Origin of the sequence: Escherichia whittamii, assembly GCF_014836715.1 — a bacterium.
Taxonomy (GTDB): Bacteria; Pseudomonadota; Gammaproteobacteria; order Enterobacterales; family Enterobacteriaceae; genus Escherichia; species Escherichia whittamii.
This window is the reverse complement of sequence record NZ_JACSQI010000012.1, coordinates 25,585-46,713: the sequence shown is the minus strand read 5'-3', so window position 1 is coordinate 46,713 and position 21,129 is coordinate 25,585. Positions and strand designations below refer to the sequence as shown.

Here is a 21,129-nt window from a genome sequence, read left to right as displayed (position 1 = left end):
GGCCGGGAAAATAATTTTGCCCGGCCTGACATTAATTAAACCCGGCTACCCCACAAATCGTATTCATCGGCATGCTCGACTTTCACACGCAGAATATCGCCCGGCTTAACGTTGGTTTCACCGTTGAGATAAACCGCGCCGTCGATTTCCGGAGCGTCTGCCATGCTGCGGCCGATTGCGCCTTCTTCGTCCACTTCGTCGATGATCACCAGAATTTCACGGCCCACTTTTTCCTGCAGACGTTCGGCAGAAATCTGTTGTTGCAGTTGCATGAAGCGATTCCAGCGTTCTTCTTTCACTTCTTCCGGGACCTGGTCCGGCAGAGCATTGGCATCTGCGCCTTCAACCGGGCTGTATTTAAAGCAGCCAACGCGATCCAGACGTGCTTCCTTCAGGAAGTCGAGCAGCATCTGGAAATCTTCTTCCGTCTCGCCAGGGAAGCCGACAATAAAGGTTGAACGCAGGGTCAGTTCCGGGCAGATTTCACGCCATTTTTTGATGCGTGCCAGTTGGCGATCCACCGAACCCGGGCGCTTCATCAGTTTGAGAATACGTGGGCTGGCATGCTGTAACGGAATATCCAGATACGGCAGGATTTTGCCTTCAGCCATCAGCGGGATAACGTCATCCACATGCGGATAAGGGTAAACGTAGTGCAGACGAGTCCAGATCCCCAGTTTCGATAACTGTTCGCACAGGCTGACCATGCTGGTTTTGACCGGCTCGCCGTTGTGGAAGCCAGTACGGTGTTTAACATCAACGCCATACGCGGAAGTGTCCTGGGAGATAACCAGAATCTCTTTAACGCCCGCATCAACCAGACGTTTCGCTTCGCTTAATACTTCGCCAATCGGGCGACTCACCAGATCGCCGCGCATTGAAGGAATAATGCAGAAAGTGCAGCGGTGGTTACAGCCTTCGGAAATCTTCAGATAGGCATAATGACGTGGGGTTAACTTCACACCTTGTTCCGGCACCAGGCTCAGGAACGGATTGTGTTTCGGTTTTGGCACGTAGTGATGAACGTGCTCCAGAACCTGTTCGTAGCTATGAGGCCCGGTGATTTCCAGTACTTTCGGGTGGACTTCGCGGATCTGATCTTCTTTTGCCCCCAGACAACCGGTCACAATCACCTTGCCATTTTCATTCAGCGCTTCGCCAATGGCTTCCAGAGACTCTTGCACCGCGCTGTCGATAAAGCCGCAGGTGTTAACGATCACCATATCCGCGTCGTCATAGCTCGGTACTACGTCATAACCTTCAGTACGCAGTTCAGTCAGAATGCGCTCCGAATCGACAAGGTTTTTCGGGCAGCCAAGGGAAACAAAGCCGATTTTCGGCTGGGGAGTTACTTTGCTCATAGCTTAAAAAATATTCAGTTACAGGAAAGGTCAGGGCAGGGATTCTACAGAGTTCTGGATAAAATTTGTATCGTAATCTGGTCAACAGGCGAGGAAAACGCCCCAAATATCGGGGCGTAAATGGTTATCATGCTATTGGGTTTTCAGTTAGCGCCTTTGCGGGCTGGCTGCTGGATTTGTCTCGCAGCGTAAAGACCGAAATAAGCGTGAAGCAACCGGCAATAGCTCCCAGGATTAAATAGGTTTCAGCAAAGCCAATGGTGTCATACAGATAGCCGGCAATGGGGGAATAGATTGCCGTGGCGATGGATGCCACAAAAAGCACCAGCAGGTAGACCGTCGAAGAGAGTTTATGATCAAAGTTAGCCGCGATAAATTTAAACACAGATACCAGGATCAGTGGTTTTTCGATGGCGTGCATCATTTTAACGGCTGCAATCCACACCGGTCCCAGTTGGATTGCAGAACCAGCAATGCGTAACGACATAATGGTTCCGGCAATCACTAATGCCCATTTTGCGCCAGTGCGGTTAACAAACCACGGCATCAGACAGAGAAATAGGGTTTCTCCGCAGACCTGGACAGAAGCCAGAATCCCGTACCAGCGATTGCCCTCTTCTGGCGTCGGAAATTGCAGCGAAAAATATTGTGCGAATTGTTGATCGTAGGTGTCATAAATTTGCGTGACGAACAGAGTGAACATCAATAAAAACCAGAACTGACTATTTTTCGCCAGTTCAAGCGCATGGATAGCTTTCAGCGAATTGGTTTTTTCAATTTCTGCCTCGGTCAGTTCAATTTTGGTAAACATAAAGCAGATTGCGGCGACCACAATGGCACAGCTTGCCAGCCAGAAAGAGAGATTAGGACTGGTATCAATGTATTTACCCACAATCCACGCGGCGGCGGCCCATCCCAGAGAGCCCCACATTCTTACGCGACCATATTCAAAATGATAACGACGCGAAACTTTATCTATCCAGGAATCCAGAACGCCACAGCCAGAATTAAAAATGATCCCCAGGTAAACGCCACCCAAAACAGCGCCCAGCCAGAAGTTATGAACCAGAAGCGGGGCGTATACATAAATAAAGAATGGGCCTACGGGAAGTAATAATGCGACGAGGATCCAGATGAGTTGTTTCTTAAGACCAAATTTATCGGAGATGAAACCGAAGAACGGCTGCATTAATAACGCAATGAAAGCATTAACGGAATAAAGTAATCCTGTGCGTGTGGCGGTAATTTCCAGATGCTGTGTCGTCCATATGACAAAAAATGCCATCGTTGCCGACCAGGCAAAGAGGTACAGGAAATCGAAAATACTGAGCAAAATATAATTACGTTTACCGGGCAATAACATAGCCATATCCTCAATCACTGGCGTGGGGTCATTTACCGTTGGCACAGGCATTCGCTGTGCTTACTGGTTATTGTTTTGGTATGCATCTCCGAAAATGTCATACGTTAACAATTTCATTTTTACTCTGACCCTGACTGCGATGATTAGGCAATGTGTTAAATGAATGTTTGCGATTTGCATCACAATTATTGCTGGTAATAAAAAAGATTTAGCGAAATAGATCACTAAATCTTTTTATGAGAACGTATTACTTTTATGCCTTGCGTGTTAGTTCATCCGCCAGTGTGCGAAGGTGTTCGGCAATATTCATCAGATCAGTCTGTGGTGAGTGCAGAGGGCCAGCAGAGTTACGTACGACCAGGCGACTGGGAAGGATGGTTGAAGAGCGGAGCATCGCGTGTTCATCGTCCGGCTGTAAAATTTGTTGAACGGCAATTTTTCCTTGTAAATCAAAGTCAATTGCGACGGTCGTCAGTGAGGGTTCAAAAAACGCACTCTCATAGGTGTCATCATAGCCAATGACAGAAATATCTTGCGGGATTTTACGTTTTTGTTGATGTAAGGCGCTTAACGCCCCCAATGCCATCTGATCATTGGCGATCAGAAGAGCGGTCACCTGTGGCGTTTCACGTAGCATCTGTAACGTCGCCAGATAGCCGCTTTGAGCGTCCCAACTACCGTAATGAATGGCCAGCGGCGTCAGTTGGAGTGAGGCGAGAGTATCGCGCCAGGTATTGAGTCGTAGCCGCGCCGGTACTGAGTTTTCTGGGCCGGAGATCAGGCAAAATTGACGATGCCCCAAATCGTAAAGATATTTCACGCTGGCGCGTGCACCTTCTGCAGGATTAAAAGTGACGTTAAACACCGGGCTATAAGGGTCCACGTCGAGAAACAGACACAACACATCGCTGTTTTCAGCAACCAGATTTTCAGCCAATGCCGTTTCCAGCGGTGCGTTGATAATAATCTTTGTTACCCGTTGTGCTTTTAAGTCATTAATTGCAGCCTGAATACCTTTAATATCAACATCATCGATCATGGATATCAGCACCTGATATCCCTGTTCTCCGGCATATTTTTTCACTGCTGCCGCAATTTGCGAGGGGGCATGTAGGGCGAGCGAAGTTGTAACCAGCCCGACCGTTTTGCTCTCTTTCCCTACCAACTGTTGAGCTACGCGATTTGGAACGTATTTAAGTTCGGCAATGGCTTGTTCAATTTTTTGACGTGTTTTGGCAGACACATTCGCTGAATTGTTAAGCACCCGCGACACTGTCTGATAAGAAACATTGGCATGACGAGCAACATCGGCAAGGGTTGCAGCTTTGGTTTTCATATTCGCCCCGGCTAAAAGATTTGTCACAGTATACCGCAGTGAATGTCATACGTATCACGCTCACTTGTCTCACTGTCGGTAAGCTGAACCGCCGAAGCTATTTGAAGGGAAAAACGCGTACTTGATCACATTCCTGCCGGGCATTCCTTGCATAACGAAGCAATTAATTACTAGATGACAATATTGTGAACGAATAACATTTTTTGTCTGTTTAAAACAATTCAGGAGTCAGCATGGACAAGCATCCACCGATCATTCCCAGAGCCCCGTGGTTACTTCATGGTGCCGATTACAATCCGGAGCAGTGGTTACATGTTCCCGGGATTCTGGAGAAAGATATCGCCATGATGCAACAGGCTGGTTGTAACACCATGTCGGTGGGTATTTTTAGCTGGTCAATGCTGGAACCCACAGAGGGGGAATATTGCTTTGACTGGCTGGATGAGGTGCTGGATAAACTTCATGCTGGTGGGATCTCTGTCTTCCTGGCAACCCCGAGCGGAGCTAAACCCGCCTGGCTTGCTGCACGTTATCCAGAGGTTCTGAGAGTTAGCGCCTCACGCGAGAAAATGCTTCACGGTGGTCGCCATAATCACTGCCTTTCTTCGCCAGTGTATAAAGATAAAGTGACGCAAATTAACCGTAAGCTGGCGCAGCGATACGCCAATCATCCGGCGGTTCTGGGATGGCATATCAGTAATGAGTATGGCGGAGAGTGTCATTGTAATGGATGCCAACAGGCGTTTCGCCGTTGGTTGCAGACTCGTTACACCACTCTTGAGGCGCTTAATCAGGCATGGTGGACTGGCTTCTGGAGCCATACATACAGTGACTGGGCACAAATTGAATCTCCTTCCCCGTTAGGTGAGATGTCTAACCACGGTTTGAATCTTGACTGGCGGCGCTTTGTCACATCGCAGGTAAAAGAGTTCTATCAAATGGAGATCGCGCCGTTAAAAGCAGAACGCCCCGATTTACCTGCGACGACCAATTTTATGTGGTATTTCAATGACTACAACTACTGGGCATTAGCTGAAGTGGTTGATTTTGTGAGTTGGGATAGCTATCCCATGTGGCATAAACAGGAAGATGAACGCGCTGTTGCCTGTAAAACAGCGATGTATCACGACCTGATGCGTACCTTGAAAAATAAACCGTTTATTCTGATGGAATCCACGCCCAGCCAGACAAGCTGGCAGCCAACCAGCAAATTGAAAAAGCCGGGAATGAATATTCTTTCTTCCTTACAGGCCGTCGCTCACGGTGCAGATGGCGTGCACTATTTTCAGTGGCGTAAGAGTCGTGGTGCCGTGGAGAAGTTTCATGGTGCGGTGGTTGATCACGTCGGTCATCTGGAGACGCGTACCGGGCGCGAAGTCATACAACTGGGGCAACGACTGGCACATCTTAAACAATTGGTTGGGACGAAAACGCAGGCAAAAGTTGCCATTATTTTCGACTGGGAAAACCGCTGGGCGGTCAATGATGCTGCCGGGCCGCGCAATTGCGGTATCCACTACGAGCAAACGGTAGTGGAGCATTACCGACCTTTCTGGGAGCAGGGCGTGGCGGTCGATATTATCAACGCTGATTGTGATCTTACGGATTATCAGTTAGTTATCGCCCCAATGCTCTATATGGTTCGCGATGGATTTGCTGCTCGTGCTCGTGCCTATGTCGAAGCTGGAGGCAATTTTGTCACTACTTACTGGTCCGGGATTGTCAATGAAACCGATTTATGTCACCTGGGCGGTTTCCCTGGCCCGTTGCGTGATCTGATGGGCGTGTGGGCTGAAGAGATTGATAGCCTTAATGATTATCAGCATAACGAAGTTGTCTGCGAGCCGAATGCGTATGGACTGCAGGGGCAATGGCAGGCACGGGAATTATGTGCGGTTATTCACGCCGAAGGCGCACAGGTTCTGGCGCACTATAGCGAGGATTTTTATGCAGGTACGCCGGCGTTAACGGTAAATCACGTCGGACAAGGTCGTGCTTTCTATGTGGCTTCGCGTAATGATGCGTCATTTCATCAAGCGTTTGCCGCGATGTTGATCAACACACTTCATCTCCCAAAAGCACTTGCTACTGAGCTTCCTGTTGGCGTTATTGCAACGCGTCGGACAGACGGCAATCAGGAATGGGTTTTTGTACAAAACTACACTGCTCATGTACAAAATGTTGTGCTTCCTGGAGCGTGGCGAGTGGCAGAAACGGGCAAGGCTTGTTCACAAGACTTAGAACTGGCGCCGTGGGGATGTGAGGTGCTGGAAAGAGAAATAATGTAAATTCTTATTAATAAGTTGTGAAGTATTGATCCTTGACAGCATTTTGTACAAAAAGTAGCCATACTATTTAATTGCAACAAGGCTGGAAAGAGGAGGATCGAAGTATGTTCGTTGACAGACAGCGAATCGACCTGCTGAATCGGTTGAAAGACGCACAAGTTGACCTCGCTGCGTACGTGCATCTGAGGAAGGCTAAAGGATACATGTCCGTCAGCGAAAGCAATCATCTACGAGATAACTTTTTTAAACTGAATCGCGAACTGCACGATAAATCGCTGCGGTTGAATCTTCATCTGGATAAGGATGAGTGGAGTGCTCTTCATCACGCTGAAGAAGCATTAGCGACAGCCGCAGTATGTTTGATGAGTGGGTATCATGATTGCCCAAATTTTATTACCGTCAACTCCGATAAGCTTGAAAATTGTCTGATGAGCTTAACGCTGAGTATCCAGAGTCTTGAAAAGCACACCATGCTTGAGCAGGCCTGAAAACTAAGGGGGAGAAAGCATCTCCCCCTTCATGTTTAAGTTTTTGTAAAAATGAATTTGCCATCTCCTCCACTGACTACGCTTTAAGCCAGAGTCAATCCGGAGGCGTTATGCATCGACAATCCCTTTTCCTTGTGCCCTTTCTCTGTGTTTCTTCCGCTCTTTGGGCGGCGCCTGCAACGGTAAATGTCGAAGTACTGCAAGACAAACTCGATCACCCGTGGGCGCTGGCCTTTTTACCCGATAATCACGGCATGTTAATCACCCTGCGCGGCGGCGAGTTGCGTCACTGGCAAGCAGGAAAAGGATTATCTGCGCCGCTTGCCGGAGTGCCGGAAGTCTGGGCGCACGGGCAGGGCGGTCTGCTGGATGTGGCTTTAGCACCTGATTTTGCCCAGTCTCGCCGCATCTGGTTAAGTTATTCCGAAGTTGGCGATGATGGCAAAGCCGGAACTGCCGTCGGTTATGGCCGCTTAAGTGATGATCTCTCACAAGTGACCGACTTCCACACCGTCTTTCGGCAGATGCCAAAACTGTCTACCGGTAACCATTTTGGCGGGCGGTTGGTATTCGACGGTAACGGTTATCTTTTTATTGGTCTGGGGGAAAATAATCAGCGCCCGACGGCGCAGGATCTCGACAAATTACAGGGTAAATTAGTGCGTCTGACCGACCAGGGCGAGATCCCGGATGATAATCCCTTTGTGAAGGAATCCGCTGCACGAGCTGAGATCTGGTCTTACGGCATTCGTAATCCGCAAGGGATGGCGATGAATCCGTGGAGTAATGCACTGTGGTTGAATGAACATGGCCCGCGCGGTGGTGATGAAATAAATATTCCGCAAAAAGGCAAAAACTACGGCTGGCCGCTGGCGTCCTGGGGCATCAATTACTCGGGATTTAAAATACCGGAAGCGAAAGGGGAAATCGTTGCCGGAACCGAACAACCGATTTTCTACTGGAAAGACTCACCGGCGGTGAGCGGTATGGCCTTCTATAACAGTGACAAATTCCCCCAGTGGCAGCAAAAATTATTTATTGGCGCGTTAAAAGACAAAGATGTCATCGTGATGAGCGTCAAAGGCAACAAAGTGACGGAAGATGGCCGCATATTAACGGACAGGGGGCAGCGAATTCGTGATGTTCGCACTGGACCCGACGGTTATTTATACGTCCTGACCGACGAGTCCAACGGGGAATTACTAAAAGTTAGCCCGCGTAATTAGCTAACGGGGATCATCACCACTTTACGTACTGCGGGGCGTTCGGTGAGCTGTTGATACCAGCGTTCCAGATTGGGACGCGGTGTCCAGGTCAGACCGACGTTAAACAAATTGTAGATAAACGGTGCAATAGCGATATCACCCACGCCAAATTTATCACCAGAGAACCATTTCACTTTTGCCAGTTCCGCATCAAGAAGGGCAAACAAGGCGTCGCATTCCTTGCAACTGGCATCAATGGCTGCCTGGTCACGCTCTTCAGGCGGTGTTCTGACTAATCCCATCAGGATCCCGCGATGGGCATTACTAAGCGTCTGGTTTGCCCAGTCCATCCATTTTTCCGCTTCTGCGCGACGTGCTGGCGAGTCAATCCACAAGCGGTTTTGCCCGTACTGTGCTGCCAGGTAGCGGACAATGGCGTTCGACTCCCAGAGAATTAAATCACTTTCGTCGTCACGCAACAGTGGCACCAGCCCGTTGGGATTCATCGCCAGAAAGTCGGCGTCATGGTTTACCCCAAACTCACGGCCCGCGAGAATTTGCTCATAAGGTAGATCCAGTTCTTCGAGCGTCAGCAACACTTTTTTTACGTTGGTTGAATTATTCCGACCCCACAGCGTAATCATACTCACCCCTTTTTACACAGGCAGCCACAGGCTGAACAGGATTCCGATGGTGAAGTAAAGTTAACTTTTAAGCAACAGTTGGCAAAAAAATGACGCCAGAAGCAGCGAAGCGGCGGGATATTGCATAAACTTTAAAAACTTTACCAACTTACGGTTTCTTTAAGTTTGTGTGTGCGTTATTAATCACCGAACTTATCATACGGCGATATAACGTATTTTTTTTGAATGGATACTCGGGTGGCATTTATGACGCAATTCTCCTCTCTCCTTCGTGGTTTTACAGCGGGTTCTGCATTTTTATTCCTTTTTGCCCCAACGGCATTCGCAGCTGAACAAACCGTGGACGCGCCGAGCGTGGATGCGCGTGCATGGATTTTAATGGATTACGCCAGCGGTAAAGTGCTGGCAGAAGGCAATGCGGATGAGAAACTTGACCCAGCCAGTCTGACCAAAATTATGACCAGCTATGTGGTTGGGCAGGCGCTCAAGGCCGATAAGATTAAACTCACCGATATGGTGACGGTCGGTAAAGATGCCTGGGCAACGGGCAATCCGGCGCTGCGTGGTTCGTCGGTGATGTTCCTTAAACCGGGCGATCAGGTTTCGGTGGCCGATTTAAACAAAGGCGTGATCATTCAGTCCGGTAATGACGCCTGTATTGCGCTGGCTGATTACGTTGCGGGCAGTCAGGAGTCATTTATTGGTTTGATGAATGGTTATGCTAAAAAATTGGGCCTGACCAACACCACCTTCCAGACGGTGCACGGCCTCGACGCACCGGGGCAGTTCAGTACCGCGCGCGATATGGCTTTGCTGGGCAAAGCGTTAATCCACGATGTACCGGAAGAGTATGCCATTCATAAAGAGAAGGAATTTACCTTCAACAAGATTCGCCAGCCTAACCGTAACCGTCTGCTATGGAGTAGTAATGTCAATGTCGATGGCATGAAGACCGGTACTACGGCAGGTGCCGGTTACAACCTGGTGGCCTCCGCGACCCAGGGCGACATGCGTTTGATCTCTGTTGTACTGGGAGCGAAAACCGATCGTATCCGTTTTAATGAGTCCGAAAAGTTGCTCACCTGGGGCTTCCGTTTCTTTGAAACCGTGACACCAATTAAACCTGATGCCACCTTTGTGACCCAGCGAGTCTGGTTTGGCGATAAGAGCGAAGTGAATCTCGGTGCTGGCGAAGGCGGATCGGTGACTATTCCGCGCGGACAACTGAAAAACCTGAAAGCCAGTTATACATTAACGGAACCGCAGCTCACCGCACCACTGAAAAAAGGGCAGGTTGTCGGAACCATTGATTTCCAGCTTAATGGCAAGTCTATTGAACAGCGTCCGTTAATCGTAATGGAGAATGTAGAAGAGGGTGGATTCTTTGGTCGGATGTGGGATTTCGTGATGATGAAATTCCATCAGTGGTTTGGCAGCTGGTTCTCTTAATCTTTAGTTGACCGGATGGCGCGTAGACGTCATCCGGTGATGCTTAGTTAATACATTAACTTAATGCGCTGCGTTTGCGCGTACTTCACATACTCATCTTCCGGACAACAATCGCTCACTACGATATCAAAGCGTTTCAGGTCGCCCATGCGCGCCGGACGTACCTTACCAAACTTACTGTGGTCGACAACCAGCACATGCTTTTGCGCCATCGACATGGCCCAGTGTTTTACCGGCAACTCTTCAATATTAAAACAGGTTGCGCCTTTTTTGATATGCACACCCGCAGCGGAATAAAAAGCGATATCCGGACAAAAATTATTCAGCGTTTGTTGAAAATCGATAGGTTTGAAAATGGCGTTGCTGGCGTGAAATTCACCACCGCTCAGAAACGCCCGGCAGTGTGGTTTCTCTTGCAGCGCCAGAAAGGTATTCAGTGAATAACAAACGGCGGTGAAAGGGATTTCATTATCAATCGCTTCAATAATCCAGGGCGTAGTGGTGCCACAGTCAAAAAAGAGGGTCTGATCGGGTTCTACCAACGTTGCGGCCAGTTTTGCGGCGCGGCGTTTTTCTTCCACCAGACGGGATTTTTGGTCACTTAGCAGGTAATGGCTGGCGCTGCGTGGTTCGAGAACGATATAGCCGCCGAGTAATACGACGGGGGCGCTGTTGTTATTCAAGTCGCGACGAATCGTCATCTCTGAAACCCCAAGTAGGGCGGCGGCGTCCTTCAGATGCAACTTATCGCTGCGTTTTAATTCCTGGAGTAATTGCCCGATACGCTCTTCGCGACGTGTTTCCATATTCCCTCTGAATAGTTATTGAAGCGAGCCGCCTGATATTACACGTTTTATCCGAAATCAGCCACGTACCCAGCCTTTACGGATCGGTAAGGCGAAGCAGAAGCGATACCACGATTGCAGTCGCTGGTAGAGCATTGTCCCCACAGCTTGCCAGATAATATGCGCGCTAAGGCAACCAATCATTCCCGCCAACAATCCACCAAGCATATCCAGTGGCCAGTGGACGCCAAGGTAGACCCGCGACCAGGCAATAATTACGGCCAGCGCCATGAGAAGCGATCCGGACCACAAACGATGCCAGATTAAAAATGCCAGAGCGAAGGTGAAGATCACCGTGCCGTGATCGCTCGGGAAAGAGTCATCTGCCGCATGGTGCAGGAAGTTATAGCCGATATTCTCGACAAACGGGCGGTCGTGTGGAAATAAGTGACCCATCCCCCAGGAAACCACCAGGCTGACTGCCAGCGCGATCGCCATTTTTATCACTACCTGCCGTTGCGCCGTACGCCCCCACAGCCAAAGTACCCCGGTCAGTAGCGGCACCACGGTAATCAAATCTTTGGCAATAAAAATCGCCAACGAGATCATCCACGGAGAAGAATCTGGCGTGGCGTTAATTAGAGAGAATAATGAGTAATTGAGATTTTCCAGCATAACTTCCAGACTCATAAGGTGTTTAATGGAGAGCCGTCAGGCAAGGCGGTGAGAATAAGGTGCATGTTAAACAGGGTAAAGCGGCATCGTCTTATTTCTCATAAGTGGCCCGTATTACATTAAGTAATGGTAACGCGCGGTAGTTAAATAAAGCTTAAAAAAAGAGAGTCTAAACGCCGATTAATGTAAGAATGTGCTTAACGGCGGTTTCAGGGGCAAAAATTGCTTTCTCGTTAGCCGCGCTTTTATTAAACTTTGCGCGATTATTAATGGCGAAGAAATTGCATGCAAAATAGATTAGCTAATGGTGCCAGACTCGGACGTCAGGCATTACTTTTCCCTCTCTGTCTGGTGCTCTACGAATTCTCAACTTATATCGGTAACGATATGATTCAGCCCGGTATGTTGGCCGTGGTGGAACAGTACCAGGCGGGCATTGATTGGGTTCCTACCTCGATGACCGCGTACCTGGCGGGTGGGATGTTTTTACAGTGGCTGCTGGGGCCATTGTCGGATCGTATTGGTCGCCGTCCGGTGATGCTGGCGGGCGTAGTGTGGTTTATCATCACTTGTCTGGCGATTTTACTGGCGCAAAACATTGAACAATTCACGCTGTTGCGCTTCTTGCAGGGTATAAGCCTCTGTTTCATTGGCGCTGTAGGTTATGCCGCGATTCAGGAATCCTTCGAAGAGGCGGTTTGTATCAAGATCACCGCGCTGATGGCGAACGTGGCGCTGATTGCTCCGCTACTCGGCCCACTGGTGGGGGCGGCGTGGATCCATGTGCTGCCCTGGGAAGGGATGTTTGTATTATTTGCCGCGTTGGCAACTATCTCCTTCTTCGGCCTGCAACGTGCCATGCCAGAAACCGCTACGCGTATTGGCGAGAAATTGTCGCTGAAAGAGCTTGGGCGTGACTACAAACTGGTGTTGATGAATGGTCGCTTTGTTGCGGGGGCGTTGGCACTGGGATTTGTCAGTCTGCCGTTGCTGGCGTGGATTGCCCAGTCGCCGATTATCATCATAACCGGCGAGCAGTTGAGCAGCTATGAATATGGTTTGCTGCAAGTACCCATTTTCGGCGCATTAATTGCGGGGAACTTACTGCTGGCGCGGCTGACCTCGCGTCGCACCGTACGTTCGCTGATCATTATGGGTGGTTGGCCGATTATGACTGGTCTGCTGGTTGCCGCTGTGGCAACGGTCATCTCATCGCACGCGTATTTGTGGATGACCGCCGGGTTAAGTATTTATGCTTTTGGCATTGGCCTGGCGAATGCGGGGTTGGTGCGTCTGACGCTGTTTGCTAGCGATATGAGTAAAGGTACTGTCTCGGCGGCAATGGGGATGTTGCAAATGCTGATTTTCACTGTCGGTATTGAGATCAGTAAACACGCGTATCTGAACGGTGGCAACGGTCTGTTTAATCTCTTCAATCTTGCCAACGGAATTTTGTGGCTGCTGCTGATGTTTATTTTTCTAAAAGATAAACAGGTAGGAAATTCACACGAAGGTTAAAAAAATGCCTGATTGCACAATGCAATCAGGCATTTTCGAATTAATGGTGATGGTCATCGATCTGATGTTCGATAACCATCCCTTCGCCAACGCTGGCAAGGTGACGAACATACGGATGCGGACGGTAAGCCGGAGCGGGAGTCGGGGCCACATAGACGGTTTGCGGCACGGTAGTAACGCTGACGGCTTGCGGAACGCTGACAGAATCAGGTACCACAACCACTTTGTATCCACTCGGCACATCGACGGTAACACTTTGCGCCATCGTTGCACCCGCAAAACTCATGAGAAACGCGCCCAGCAAAACATAATTCTTCATAATCATTTCGCCTGAAATAATCCGGTGAGTTAATTTCTGCGAATTATGCAGCCTTCATGCAGGCGTTGTGTTGCCGGGCGTGCTGCCGTTTTATTGATTAAATGGCGCTTCGTGTTTAAGAACTTTATCGATCACGTCCAGTACGCCTTCACGGTTATTGGAACCTGCACGAAATTTCGCTGCTGCAACAACCGCACTGCCGGCATTTTCCATTGCGAAGCTGAACCCTGCCTGGCGCAGCATCTCAATATCGTTACCGCCATCGCCAAAGACCACTACTTCGCTGTCGTCTATTCCCCATAATTTCTGGAGTTGACGTAGGCCATTGGCTTTATGTACGCCAGGGATGATTAGATCGATGCTGCCGTTGCCGGTATGCACTGGCACCATAATATCGCCGATGGCTTCATGTAATGCTTTTTGCACTTGCGGAATCAGTTCATCGGAAAGATTCAGGCCAAACTTAAAGAAGATATCTTCTAAGTTGTCAAAGCTATCGACGTATTCCAGACGGTGATAATACATTTCCGCCACAGTTTTCATGGCATCGTCATATTTTTTGAGGGTATAGGCGCTATTTTTTCCGCAGGCAATAATTTCCACTTCCGGGCGCGTCAGTAAATGTTTCACGACAGTGGTAAATGCATCTTTCGACAGCTCGCCATTAAAAACATCTTTGCCTTCGCTCACTACCCAACCGCCGTTTTCTGCCACAAAGGCAATTTCATCGGCAATTTCGGGGAAGAAAGAGATCAACTGATAATATTGATTCCCGCTGGCGACGACAAAACGAATCCCTTGTGCTTTCATCTGCTGATACTGGGCCATAAACCGCTCGCGGTTATAGGTTTTTTGATCGCTTAAGAAAGTACCATCCATGTCTACCGCAATTAATTTAATGCTCATCAACTATTCTCCATCGCCGTCTGCGTTTTGGTATCGGGTTTGGCGACGGCCTTCGCGACAATAGCCGCGAGAATAACCAGCGCCAGTACAACCAGCATTGCACTACGTAATCCATAATGTTCGCCGAGATAGCCCAGAAGTGGAGGCCCGACGAGGAAAGCCAGATAACCGGTCGTTGCCACTACGCTGACACGGGTCGGCGCATCGGGGCCGGTATCACTGGCGGCTGAAATGGTCAGCGGGAAGCCCAGAGAAGCCCCCAGTCCCCAAAGAACGACAGACACCCCAGCGACCCAGGTGCTATCAACAAAAATAATCAGCCCGATACCCAACGCACCCATGAGCGCACTGGCACGTACCACGGCAACGCGGCTGTAATGGTCTATGAACCAGCCGCCGGTAAAACGTCCAACGGTCATCCCCAATGTGAAACCTGCGTATATCAATGAGCCGGACGTGGGGCTAAATCCGTGGCCATCAACCATTAATAAGGGTAACCAGTCGTTGGCAGAACCTTCTGCGAAAGCCATTGCCAGCACCACGACACCAATTAACAGCAACTGAATATCGCGATAAAAAGGAACTCCTTTTTCACCATGCTGCGTACCATCGGCAGCATTTTTTCCCGTACCGTCAGGGATTGCCTGAATAGCGATATAAATAGGCGCGATACCCACCAGCGCCGCCAGCAAAATGTGCACAGTTGCCGGAACGCCAAAGGCCGTCAGCGCCATCCCCACACCAGCCCCCGCCAGCGTACCGAGACTGTAGAAGCCATGCATCATCGGTAAAACCGTTTTATTTATTTCTCGCTCAACGGCAGCACCTTCAACGTTTATCGCCACTTCTGCGGAACCAAAACTGGCCCCAAAAACGCCAAGCCCGATGGCAAAGAGCACAGGAGATGTCAGCCAGAGTGCCAGACTTAATATCATCATCCCGATCAATGCGCAGGACATCGTGACCAGGATGACATTACGCGTCCCAAAGCGTTTCACTAACCACGCCGAACAGAGAATACCGCTCATCGAACCGATTGACAGGCCAAAAAGCACGCCGCCCATTTCGGCGATAGAGACAGAAAGAATGTCGCGGATAGCGGGCGTACGGGTTGCCCAGGAAGCCATTAGAAGGCCCGGCAAAAAGAAGAACATAAACAGCGCCCAGGTACGACGTTTCAAGGCATTACGTGAAGAATTTACGGTCATAGATCACGTCAGAAAAAGAAGAGGGAAGACAACCTTAGCAAGGTTGTGTACATTTGTACACAATTGTACAGAGAGGAAATGACATGCGTCGCGCTAATGATCCGCAACGGCGAGAAAAAATCATCCAGGCCACTCTTGAGGCGGTTAAACTTTACGGAATACATGCCGTGACGCACCGTAAAATAGCCACCCTTGCCGGGGTACCGTTAGGGTCGATGACCTACTATTTTTCAGGAATTGATGAGTTGCTGCTGGAGGCGTTCAGCAGTTTTACAGAGATTATGTCTAAGCAATATCAGGCATTTTTTAGCGGTGTTAGTGATGCTTCAGGTGCCTGCCAGGCCATAACAGACATGATCTACAGCTCGCAGGTTGCAACGCCGGACAACATGGAGTTGATGTATCAACTCTACGCGCTGGCCAGCCGAAAACCATTATTAAAAACAGTGATGCAAAACTGGATGCAGCGCAGTCAGCAAACGCTCGAACAATGGTTCGAACCAGGAACGGCCCGGGCTCTGGATGCTTTTATTGAAGGGATGACGCTGCATTTTGTCACTGACCGTAAGCCGCTAACGCGCGAGGAGATTTTACAGATGGTGGCGCGAGTGGCGGGGCAGGAGATAAATTTCAGGCAACAAAAAACCCATCAACCTTGAACCGAAATGGCGGGGTTGATGGGCTCCACAAAATGGGGACATCAAAGAAAAGCAGTGGCACTAATTAAGACTGATGCCCCGAAGAAAAGTTCGGTGATTGTACAAAAAAATTTCATTTTCAGGGCAACTTCAGTTTTATCCGAGTCCTGGCCATACCATGACAATGATTGTCCCGGCTAGCGTCAGCAGTACGTTAGCTATTGCATAAGTGCCCGCATAACCTAAGGCCGGGATGTTACTGCGTGCGGTGTCGCTGATGATCTCCATTGCCGGAGCACAGGTACGCGCACCCATCATCGCACCGAACAGGAGCGCGCGGTTCATACGCAGTACATAGGCACCAAACAGGAAACAGATAACTACCGGCACCAGACTGACAATCAATCCGGCAATCAACATCTGACCGCCGATCGCACCCAGGCCGTTATTAATGCCGCTACCGGCGCTTAAACCAACGCCTGCCATAAATACCATCAGGCCGAACTCTTTCACCATGCTTAACGCACCCTGCGGAATGTAACCGAAGGTTGGGTGGTTAGCGCGCATAAAGCCCAACATAATGCCGGCGAATAACAAGCCAGCAGCGTTACCCATGCCGAAACTAAATGTACTGAACTGGAAGGTGATCATCCCGATCATCAGGCCAATAACAAAGAACGCGCAGAATGCCAGCAGGTCTGTGACCTGGCTGTGAATCGAGATAAAGCCGATGCGGTCAGCAATGGTCTTCACGCGACGGGCATCGCCGCTCACCTGCAAAACATCCCCTTTGTTAAGCACAACGTTGTCATCAATTGGCATCTCAATCTGGCTGCGGATGACGCGGTTAAGGAAGCAACCGTGATCGGTCAACTTCAGTTGTGCCAGACGTTTACCGACAGCGTTATGGTTTTTGACAACAACTTCTTCAGTGACGATACGCATGTCGAGAAGGTCACGATCAAAAACTTCTTTACCGTTACGGAAGCTGGGATCGAGTCGAGCGTGGGCGTCGGGGTAGCCTACCAACGCTATTTCATCGCCCATTTGTAGCACGGCATCACCGTCTGGATTTGCCAGAATCCCGTTACGACGAATACGTTCAATGTAGCAACCGGTTTGACGATAAATACCCAATTCACGTAGATTTTTGCCGTCGGCCCAGGCGACCAGTTCCGGGCCGACGCGGTAGGCGCGAATTACCGGCAGATAGACTTTACGGCTGGCATCGGTGTCCAGACCACGTTCGCGAGCGATTTGTTGGGCGCTGGTCTGTAAATCCTGATGCTGCAACTTCGGTAAATAACGTGCACCGACAATTAAACTCACCAGACCAATTAAATAGGTTAATGCATACCCGAGGCTTAGATTATCCAGTGCTGTGGAGAGCTGTCCGCTTTCCATACCGGAATGACGCAATGTGTCGCCAGCACCGACCAGGACAGGTGTTGAAGTCATGGAGCCTGCTAACATACCGGCCGTCAGACCAATATCCCAGCCAAACAGCTTACCCAACCCTAAGGCGATCGCCAGCGCACTGCCAACCATTACCAGAGCTAACATTAGGTAATTTTTCCCATCGCGAAAAAAAATGGAAAAAAAGTTGGGGCCGGCTTCGACTCCGACGCAGAAAATAAACAACATAAAGCCAAGATTAAGCGCGTCGGTGTTAATGCTGAAATGTTGTTGCCCTAATAGTAACGATACGACTAAAACGCCAATGGAATTACCCAGTTGGATTGAACCAAGTCGTAATTTTCCGAGACATAGTCCAAGCGCGAGGACCACGAATAATAACAGAATGTAATTCCCATTTAACAATTCGGCGACGTTTATATTCACGGAGACTAACTTCTTGTTTACGAGTAAGCTGTTGAAAGAAATGGTAATTTAAGATAATGTTTTTACCTGAATTCAGAGCGCGAATTCATTCAGCGCACTTAATCAATAGTAAAGTAACAATATATTTTACTAGTGTAATCACATTAGATACCAACGGCTATAAGAATTGTGTTGGCCTATATTAGCATGGAATGCGAAGCGGCTTTATCTTACTGAACGCCATAGTGGCGAAAATGTGTTCGATAGAGGCAGTGTCAGGAGGAGCGAGTGAAACATAAACAACGTTGGGCGGGGGCAATCTGCTGTTTTGTCCTCTTCATTGTAGTGTGCCTGTTCCTGGCGACGCATATGAAAGGCGCTTTTCGGGCTGCCGGGCATCCTGAAATCGGCTTGCTGTTTTTCATTCTTCCTGGAGCGGTTGCCAGCTTTTTTTCGCAGCGTAGAGAAGTCCTTAAACCGCTGTTTGGCGCAATGCTGGCGGCACCGTGTTCAATGTTAATTATGCGATTGTTTTTTTCACCGACACGCTCATTCTGGCAAGAGCTGGCGTGGTTATTGAGTGCAGTGTTCTGGTGTGCGCTGGGGGCATTGTGTTTCTTGTTTATCAGCAGTCTGTTCAAGCCACACCACAGAAAAAATGAATAAAGCCCTCAATACAGAGGGCTTGTCAGGCGATCAGGCGTCCAGATTTTCTTTCACCCACGCAGCAAAATCGGTAAAGCCGCCAATATGTTGTTGATCGATAAAAATCTGCGGTACGGTTTCTACTGGTTTACCCGCTTTCTGTTGTAAATCTTCTTTGCTAATCCCTTCCGCACGAATATCAACATACTGATATTCAAAGTCATCGCGTTCATTACTCAGTTTGTCTGCCAGATCTTTAGCACGCACGCAGTAAGGGCACCCCGGACGACCAAAAATAACGGTTTGCATTGTTTCTCTCCTCATCTGTTTATGTCCGTCATGATCACGCCAAAACTTATTCGCTGAAAGTAGGTTTAACCTGTTGCATCGATTGACTAAAGCTATAACTGTTAAGCACAACGCAACGAAAGGTTTTAAAATAGCTATTCACTTTGCAGAGGGAAGATTATGCGCGCGATCGGTAAATTACCTAAAAGCGTGTTGATACTGGAATTCATCGGCATGATGTTACTGGTGACGGCGCTGCTGTCGTTAAGCCATTACCTTTCGCTTCCGATGCCGTTTTCGACACCAGAGGTACAAATTCTGATGATTTTTCTCGGTGTTTTGCTCATGCTTCCCGCTGCGGTGGTGGTTATTCTTCAGGTGGCAAAACGGCTTGCCCCACAACTGATGAACCGTCCACTGGAATCTTCACGTTCAGAAAGAGAAAAAGATAATGACGCCAACGATTGAACTTATTTGTGGCCATCGCTCCATTCGCCATTTCACTGATGAACCCATTTCTGAGGCGCAGCGTGAGGCGATTATCAACAGCGCCCGAGCGACTTCCAGTTCTAGTTTTTTGCAATGCACGAGTATTATTCGCATTACCGATAGAACGTTGCGTGATGAACTGGTAACGCTGACCGGTGGGCAAAAACATGTTGCGCAAGCGGCGGAGTTTTGGGTGTTCTGTGCCGACTTTAACCGTCATTTACAAATCTGCCCGGATGCCCAGCTTGGCCTGGCGGAACAACTGTTGCTCGGTGTCGTTGATACGGCGATGATGGCGCAAAATGCGTTAACTGCAGCGGAATCTCTGGGATTGGGCGGAGTATATATTGGTGGACTGCGCAATAATATCGAAGCAGTGACGGAACTGCTGAAGTTACCGAAGCATGTTCTGCCGCTGTTTGGTCTGTGTCTTGGCTGGCCTGCGGATAAACCGGATCTCAAACCGCGTTTACCGGCCTCCATTTTGGTGCATGAAAACAGCTATCAACCGCTGGATAAAGACGCTCTGGCGCAGTATGACGAGCAACTGGCGGAATATTATCTCACCCGTGGTAGCAATAATCGTCGGGATACCTGGAGCGATCATATTCGTCGGACGATTATCAAAGAAAGTCGTCCTTTTATTCTCGATTATTTGCATAAACAAGGTTGGGCGACGCGCTAAAACCGTAACGCCGATGTATTATACGCGGGCTTTTGACCAGGTCTGACAGAGAGGTGCAGGGTGAAAATTGCCATATTGTCCCGGGATGGAACGCTCTATTCGTGTAAGCGGCTGCGTGAAGCCGCCATCCAGCGCGGTCACCTGGTTGAAATTCTCGATCCGCTTTCTTGCTATATGAACATTAATCCTGCGGCGTCTTCTATTCATTATAAAGGCCGCAAGCTACCCCATTTTGACGCGGTGATCCCGCGCATTGGCACCGCCATTACCTTTTATGGGACGGCGGCGCTACGTCAGTTCGAAATGCTGGGGAGCTATCCGTTGAATGAATCGGTCGCGATTGCCCGTGCGCGTGACAAATTGCGGTCTATGCAACTGTTAGCGCGACAGGGCATTGACCTGCCTGTAACAGGCATTGCGCATTCGCCGGATGATACCAGCGACTTAATCGAGATGGTCGGTGGTGCGCCGCTGGTGGTCAAGCTGGTCGAAGGCACGCAGGGGATTGGTGTGGTGCTGGCGGAGACGCGTCAGGCAGCAGAAAGCGTGATTGACGCTTTTCGCGGTCTTAATGCGCATATCCTGGTGCAGGAATATATAAAAGAAGCGAAAGGGCGTGATATCCGTTGTCTGGTCGTTGGCGATGAAGTGGTTGCGGCAATTGAACGGCAGGCGAAAGAGGGCGATTTTCGTTCCAATTTGCATCGCGGCGGCGCGGCAAGCATTGCCAGTATTACTCCGCAGGAGCGTGAAATCGCCATAAAAGCCGCGCGAACGATGGCGCTGGATGTTGCTGGTGTGGATATTCTGCGTGCAAATCGCGGACCGTTGGTGATGGAGGTGAATGCGTCGCCCGGTCTGGAAGGGATAGAGAAAACCACCGGTATCGACATCGCGGGTAAAATGATCCGCTGGATTGAGCGCCACGCTACGGCAGAATATTGCTTAAAAACCGGTGGTTAGTCGCAATAACGTGACTGATCATGGTTTTGCCTGCGCTTTTTGCGTAAGCTGTGCC

General features: G+C 49.4%; 21 protein-coding genes. 10 read left to right on the top strand and 11 right to left on the bottom strand.

The features are described from left to right. Positions 1-35 precede the first annotated feature (35 nt). The 3 genes from rimO to H9644_RS16955 form a co-directional block, all read right to left on the bottom strand. Complete coding sequence (gene rimO, locus H9644_RS16965) at positions 36-1,361, bottom strand: 30S ribosomal protein S12 methylthiotransferase RimO (RefSeq protein ID WP_001558886.1); 1,326 nt, start codon at positions 1,359-1,361, stop codon at positions 36-38. Positions 1,362-1,488: 127 nt separating this feature from the next. Then, on the bottom strand, positions 1,489-2,724 hold the full coding sequence (locus H9644_RS16960; RefSeq protein ID WP_191775643.1) for an oligosaccharide MFS transporter: 1,236 nt from the start codon (positions 2,722-2,724) through the stop codon (positions 1,489-1,491). 253 nt (positions 2,725-2,977) lie between these two features. Continuing rightward, positions 2,978-4,060, bottom strand: a complete 1,083-nt coding sequence (locus H9644_RS16955; RefSeq protein ID WP_191775521.1) for a LacI family DNA-binding transcriptional regulator — start codon at positions 4,058-4,060, stop codon at positions 2,978-2,980. Between the two features lie 233 nt (positions 4,061-4,293). On the opposite strand from H9644_RS16955, the gene H9644_RS16950 reads away from it, so the two are divergent. From H9644_RS16950 to yliI, 3 genes are all read left to right on the top strand, one after another. Beyond that, on the top strand, positions 4,294-6,348 hold the full coding sequence (locus H9644_RS16950) for a beta-galactosidase (RefSeq protein WP_191775519.1): 2,055 nt from the start codon (positions 4,294-4,296) through the stop codon (positions 6,346-6,348). Between the two features lie 104 nt (positions 6,349-6,452). Continuing rightward, the gene (gene bssR, locus H9644_RS16945; RefSeq protein ID WP_191775517.1) at positions 6,453-6,836 is read left to right on the top strand and encodes a biofilm formation regulator BssR; all 384 of its coding nucleotides are present in this window, start codon (positions 6,453-6,455) and stop codon (positions 6,834-6,836) included. A gap of 110 nt (positions 6,837-6,946) precedes the next feature. Next, on the top strand, positions 6,947-8,062 hold the full coding sequence (gene yliI, locus H9644_RS16940; protein ID WP_064530138.1) for an aldose sugar dehydrogenase YliI: 1,116 nt from the start codon (positions 6,947-6,949) through the stop codon (positions 8,060-8,062). Here yliI and gstB read toward each other — a convergent pair. Then, positions 8,059-8,685: a glutathione S-transferase GstB gene (gene gstB, locus H9644_RS16935; RefSeq protein ID WP_130222154.1), complete on the bottom strand. Its 627-nt coding sequence runs from the start codon at positions 8,683-8,685 to the stop codon at positions 8,059-8,061. The genes yliI and gstB overlap by 4 nt on opposite strands. Before the next feature lie 246 nt (positions 8,686-8,931). On the opposite strand from gstB, the gene dacC reads away from it, so the two are divergent. Further along, a complete protein-coding gene (dacC, locus tag H9644_RS16930; protein WP_191775507.1) occupies positions 8,932-10,134 on the top strand; it encodes a serine-type D-Ala-D-Ala carboxypeptidase in 1,203 nt (400 codons plus the stop codon). A gap of 47 nt (positions 10,135-10,181) precedes the next feature. On the opposite strand, the gene deoR is transcribed toward dacC, so the two are convergent. Next, positions 10,182-10,940, bottom strand: a complete 759-nt coding sequence (deoR, locus tag H9644_RS16925) for a DNA-binding transcriptional repressor DeoR (protein ID WP_064530140.1) — start codon at positions 10,938-10,940, stop codon at positions 10,182-10,184. A gap of 57 nt (positions 10,941-10,997) precedes the next feature. Further along, positions 10,998-11,594 (bottom strand): undecaprenyl-diphosphate phosphatase, encoded by a 597-nt coding sequence (gene ybjG / locus H9644_RS16920; RefSeq protein WP_191775641.1) that lies wholly within the window; start codon positions 11,592-11,594, stop codon positions 10,998-11,000. Positions 11,595-11,879: 285 nt separating this feature from the next. Here ybjG and mdfA point away from each other — a divergent pair, with 285 nt between their 5' ends. Further along, positions 11,880-13,112: a multidrug efflux MFS transporter MdfA gene (gene mdfA, locus H9644_RS16915; protein ID WP_064530142.1), complete on the top strand. Its 1,233-nt coding sequence runs from the start codon at positions 11,880-11,882 to the stop codon at positions 13,110-13,112. Between the two features lie 40 nt (positions 13,113-13,152). Here the strand turns inward: mdfA and ybjH are convergent, their stop codons facing one another. The 3 genes from ybjH to H9644_RS16900 form a co-directional block, all read right to left on the bottom strand. Continuing rightward, a complete protein-coding gene (gene ybjH, locus H9644_RS16910; RefSeq protein ID WP_191775505.1) occupies positions 13,153-13,437 on the bottom strand; it encodes a protein YbjH in 285 nt (94 codons plus the stop codon). A gap of 84 nt (positions 13,438-13,521) precedes the next feature. After that, positions 13,522-14,337 (bottom strand): 5-amino-6-(5-phospho-D-ribitylamino)uracil phosphatase, encoded by an 816-nt coding sequence (gene ybjI, locus H9644_RS16905; RefSeq protein ID WP_191775503.1) that lies wholly within the window; start codon positions 14,335-14,337, stop codon positions 13,522-13,524. Next, positions 14,337-15,545 carry an MFS transporter gene (locus tag H9644_RS16900; protein WP_191775495.1) on the bottom strand — a complete coding sequence of 403 codons (1,209 nt, stop codon included), beginning with the start codon at positions 15,543-15,545 and terminating at the stop codon, positions 14,337-14,339. Before H9644_RS16900 ends, ybjI begins: the two co-directional genes overlap by 1 nt. Before the next feature lie 83 nt (positions 15,546-15,628). Here H9644_RS16900 and rcdA point away from each other — a divergent pair, with 83 nt between their 5' ends. Further along, positions 15,629-16,204, top strand: a complete 576-nt coding sequence (rcdA, locus tag H9644_RS16895; RefSeq protein WP_191775493.1) for a DNA-binding transcriptional regulator RcdA — start codon at positions 15,629-15,631, stop codon at positions 16,202-16,204. Between the two features lie 135 nt (positions 16,205-16,339). On the opposite strand, the gene H9644_RS16890 is transcribed toward rcdA, so the two are convergent. Then, positions 16,340-18,025: an aspartate:alanine antiporter gene (locus H9644_RS16890; protein ID WP_064530147.1), complete on the bottom strand. Its 1,686-nt coding sequence runs from the start codon at positions 18,023-18,025 to the stop codon at positions 16,340-16,342. A gap of 267 nt (positions 18,026-18,292) precedes the next feature. On the opposite strand from H9644_RS16890, the gene H9644_RS16885 reads away from it, so the two are divergent. Next, positions 18,293-18,670: an inner membrane protein YbjM gene (locus tag H9644_RS16885; RefSeq protein WP_167581265.1), complete on the top strand. Its 378-nt coding sequence runs from the start codon at positions 18,293-18,295 to the stop codon at positions 18,668-18,670. 30 nt (positions 18,671-18,700) lie between these two features. Here the strand turns inward: H9644_RS16885 and H9644_RS16880 are convergent, their stop codons facing one another. Continuing rightward, a complete protein-coding gene (locus H9644_RS16880) occupies positions 18,701-18,958 on the bottom strand; it encodes a GrxA family glutaredoxin (RefSeq protein WP_064530149.1) in 258 nt (85 codons plus the stop codon). Between the two features lie 159 nt (positions 18,959-19,117). Here H9644_RS16880 and H9644_RS16875 point away from each other — a divergent pair, with 159 nt between their 5' ends. The 3 genes from H9644_RS16875 to rimK are packed head-to-tail and all read left to right on the top strand — an operon-like array spanning position 19,118 to position 21,074. Then, complete coding sequence (locus tag H9644_RS16875; protein WP_191775491.1) at positions 19,118-19,405, top strand: DUF1418 family protein; 288 nt, start codon at positions 19,118-19,120, stop codon at positions 19,403-19,405. Further along, positions 19,389-20,111: a nitroreductase NfsA gene (nfsA, locus tag H9644_RS16870; RefSeq protein ID WP_064530151.1), complete on the top strand. Its 723-nt coding sequence runs from the start codon at positions 19,389-19,391 to the stop codon at positions 20,109-20,111. The genes H9644_RS16875 and nfsA overlap by 17 nt, the downstream gene beginning before the upstream one ends. 60 nt (positions 20,112-20,171) lie before the next feature. Beyond that, positions 20,172-21,074, top strand: a complete 903-nt coding sequence (rimK, locus tag H9644_RS16865) for a 30S ribosomal protein S6--L-glutamate ligase (RefSeq protein ID WP_064530152.1) — start codon at positions 20,172-20,174, stop codon at positions 21,072-21,074. Positions 21,075-21,129 lie beyond the last annotated feature (55 nt).

Bases quoted from the DNA above. Each gene is read 5' to 3' on its own strand.
- H9644_RS16950 (WP_191775519.1), top strand. From the start codon at position 4,294: ATGGACAAGCATCCACCGATCATTCCCAGAGCCCCGTGGTTACTTCAT.
- yliI (WP_064530138.1), top strand. From the start codon at position 6,947: ATGCATCGACAATCCCTTTTCCTTGTGCCCTTTCTCTGTGTTTCTTCC.
- deoR (WP_064530140.1), bottom strand. From the start codon at position 10,940: ATGGAAACACGTCGCGAAGAGCGTATCGGGCAATTACTCCAGGAATTA.
- H9644_RS16875 (WP_191775491.1), top strand. From the start codon at position 19,118: ATGCGCGCGATCGGTAAATTACCTAAAAGCGTGTTGATACTGGAATTC.
- dacC (WP_191775507.1), top strand. From the start codon at position 8,932: ATGACGCAATTCTCCTCTCTCCTTCGTGGTTTTACAGCGGGTTCTGCA.
- ybjG (WP_191775641.1), bottom strand. From the start codon at position 11,594: ATGCTGGAAAATCTCAATTACTCATTATTCTCTCTAATTAACGCCACG.
- mdfA (WP_064530142.1), top strand. From the start codon at position 11,880: ATGCAAAATAGATTAGCTAATGGTGCCAGACTCGGACGTCAGGCATTA.
- nfsA (WP_064530151.1), top strand. From the start codon at position 19,389: ATGACGCCAACGATTGAACTTATTTGTGGCCATCGCTCCATTCGCCAT.
- rimO (WP_001558886.1), bottom strand. From the start codon at position 1,361: ATGAGCAAAGTAACTCCCCAGCCGAAAATCGGCTTTGTTTCCCTTGGC.
- H9644_RS16880 (WP_064530149.1), bottom strand. From the start codon at position 18,958: ATGCAAACCGTTATTTTTGGTCGTCCGGGGTGCCCTTACTGCGTGCGT.
- H9644_RS16900 (WP_191775495.1), bottom strand. From the start codon at position 15,545: ATGACCGTAAATTCTTCACGTAATGCCTTGAAACGTCGTACCTGGGCG.
- H9644_RS16955 (WP_191775521.1), bottom strand. From the start codon at position 4,060: ATGAAAACCAAAGCTGCAACCCTTGCCGATGTTGCTCGTCATGCCAAT.
- H9644_RS16960 (WP_191775643.1), bottom strand. From the start codon at position 2,724: ATGTTATTGCCCGGTAAACGTAATTATATTTTGCTCAGTATTTTCGAT.
- ybjI (WP_191775503.1), bottom strand. From the start codon at position 14,337: ATGAGCATTAAATTAATTGCGGTAGACATGGATGGTACTTTCTTAAGC.
- ybjH (WP_191775505.1), bottom strand. From the start codon at position 13,437: ATGATTATGAAGAATTATGTTTTGCTGGGCGCGTTTCTCATGAGTTTT.
- rcdA (WP_191775493.1), top strand. From the start codon at position 15,629: ATGCGTCGCGCTAATGATCCGCAACGGCGAGAAAAAATCATCCAGGCC.
- gstB (WP_130222154.1), bottom strand. From the start codon at position 8,685: ATGATTACGCTGTGGGGTCGGAATAATTCAACCAACGTAAAAAAAGTG.
- bssR (WP_191775517.1), top strand. From the start codon at position 6,453: ATGTTCGTTGACAGACAGCGAATCGACCTGCTGAATCGGTTGAAAGAC.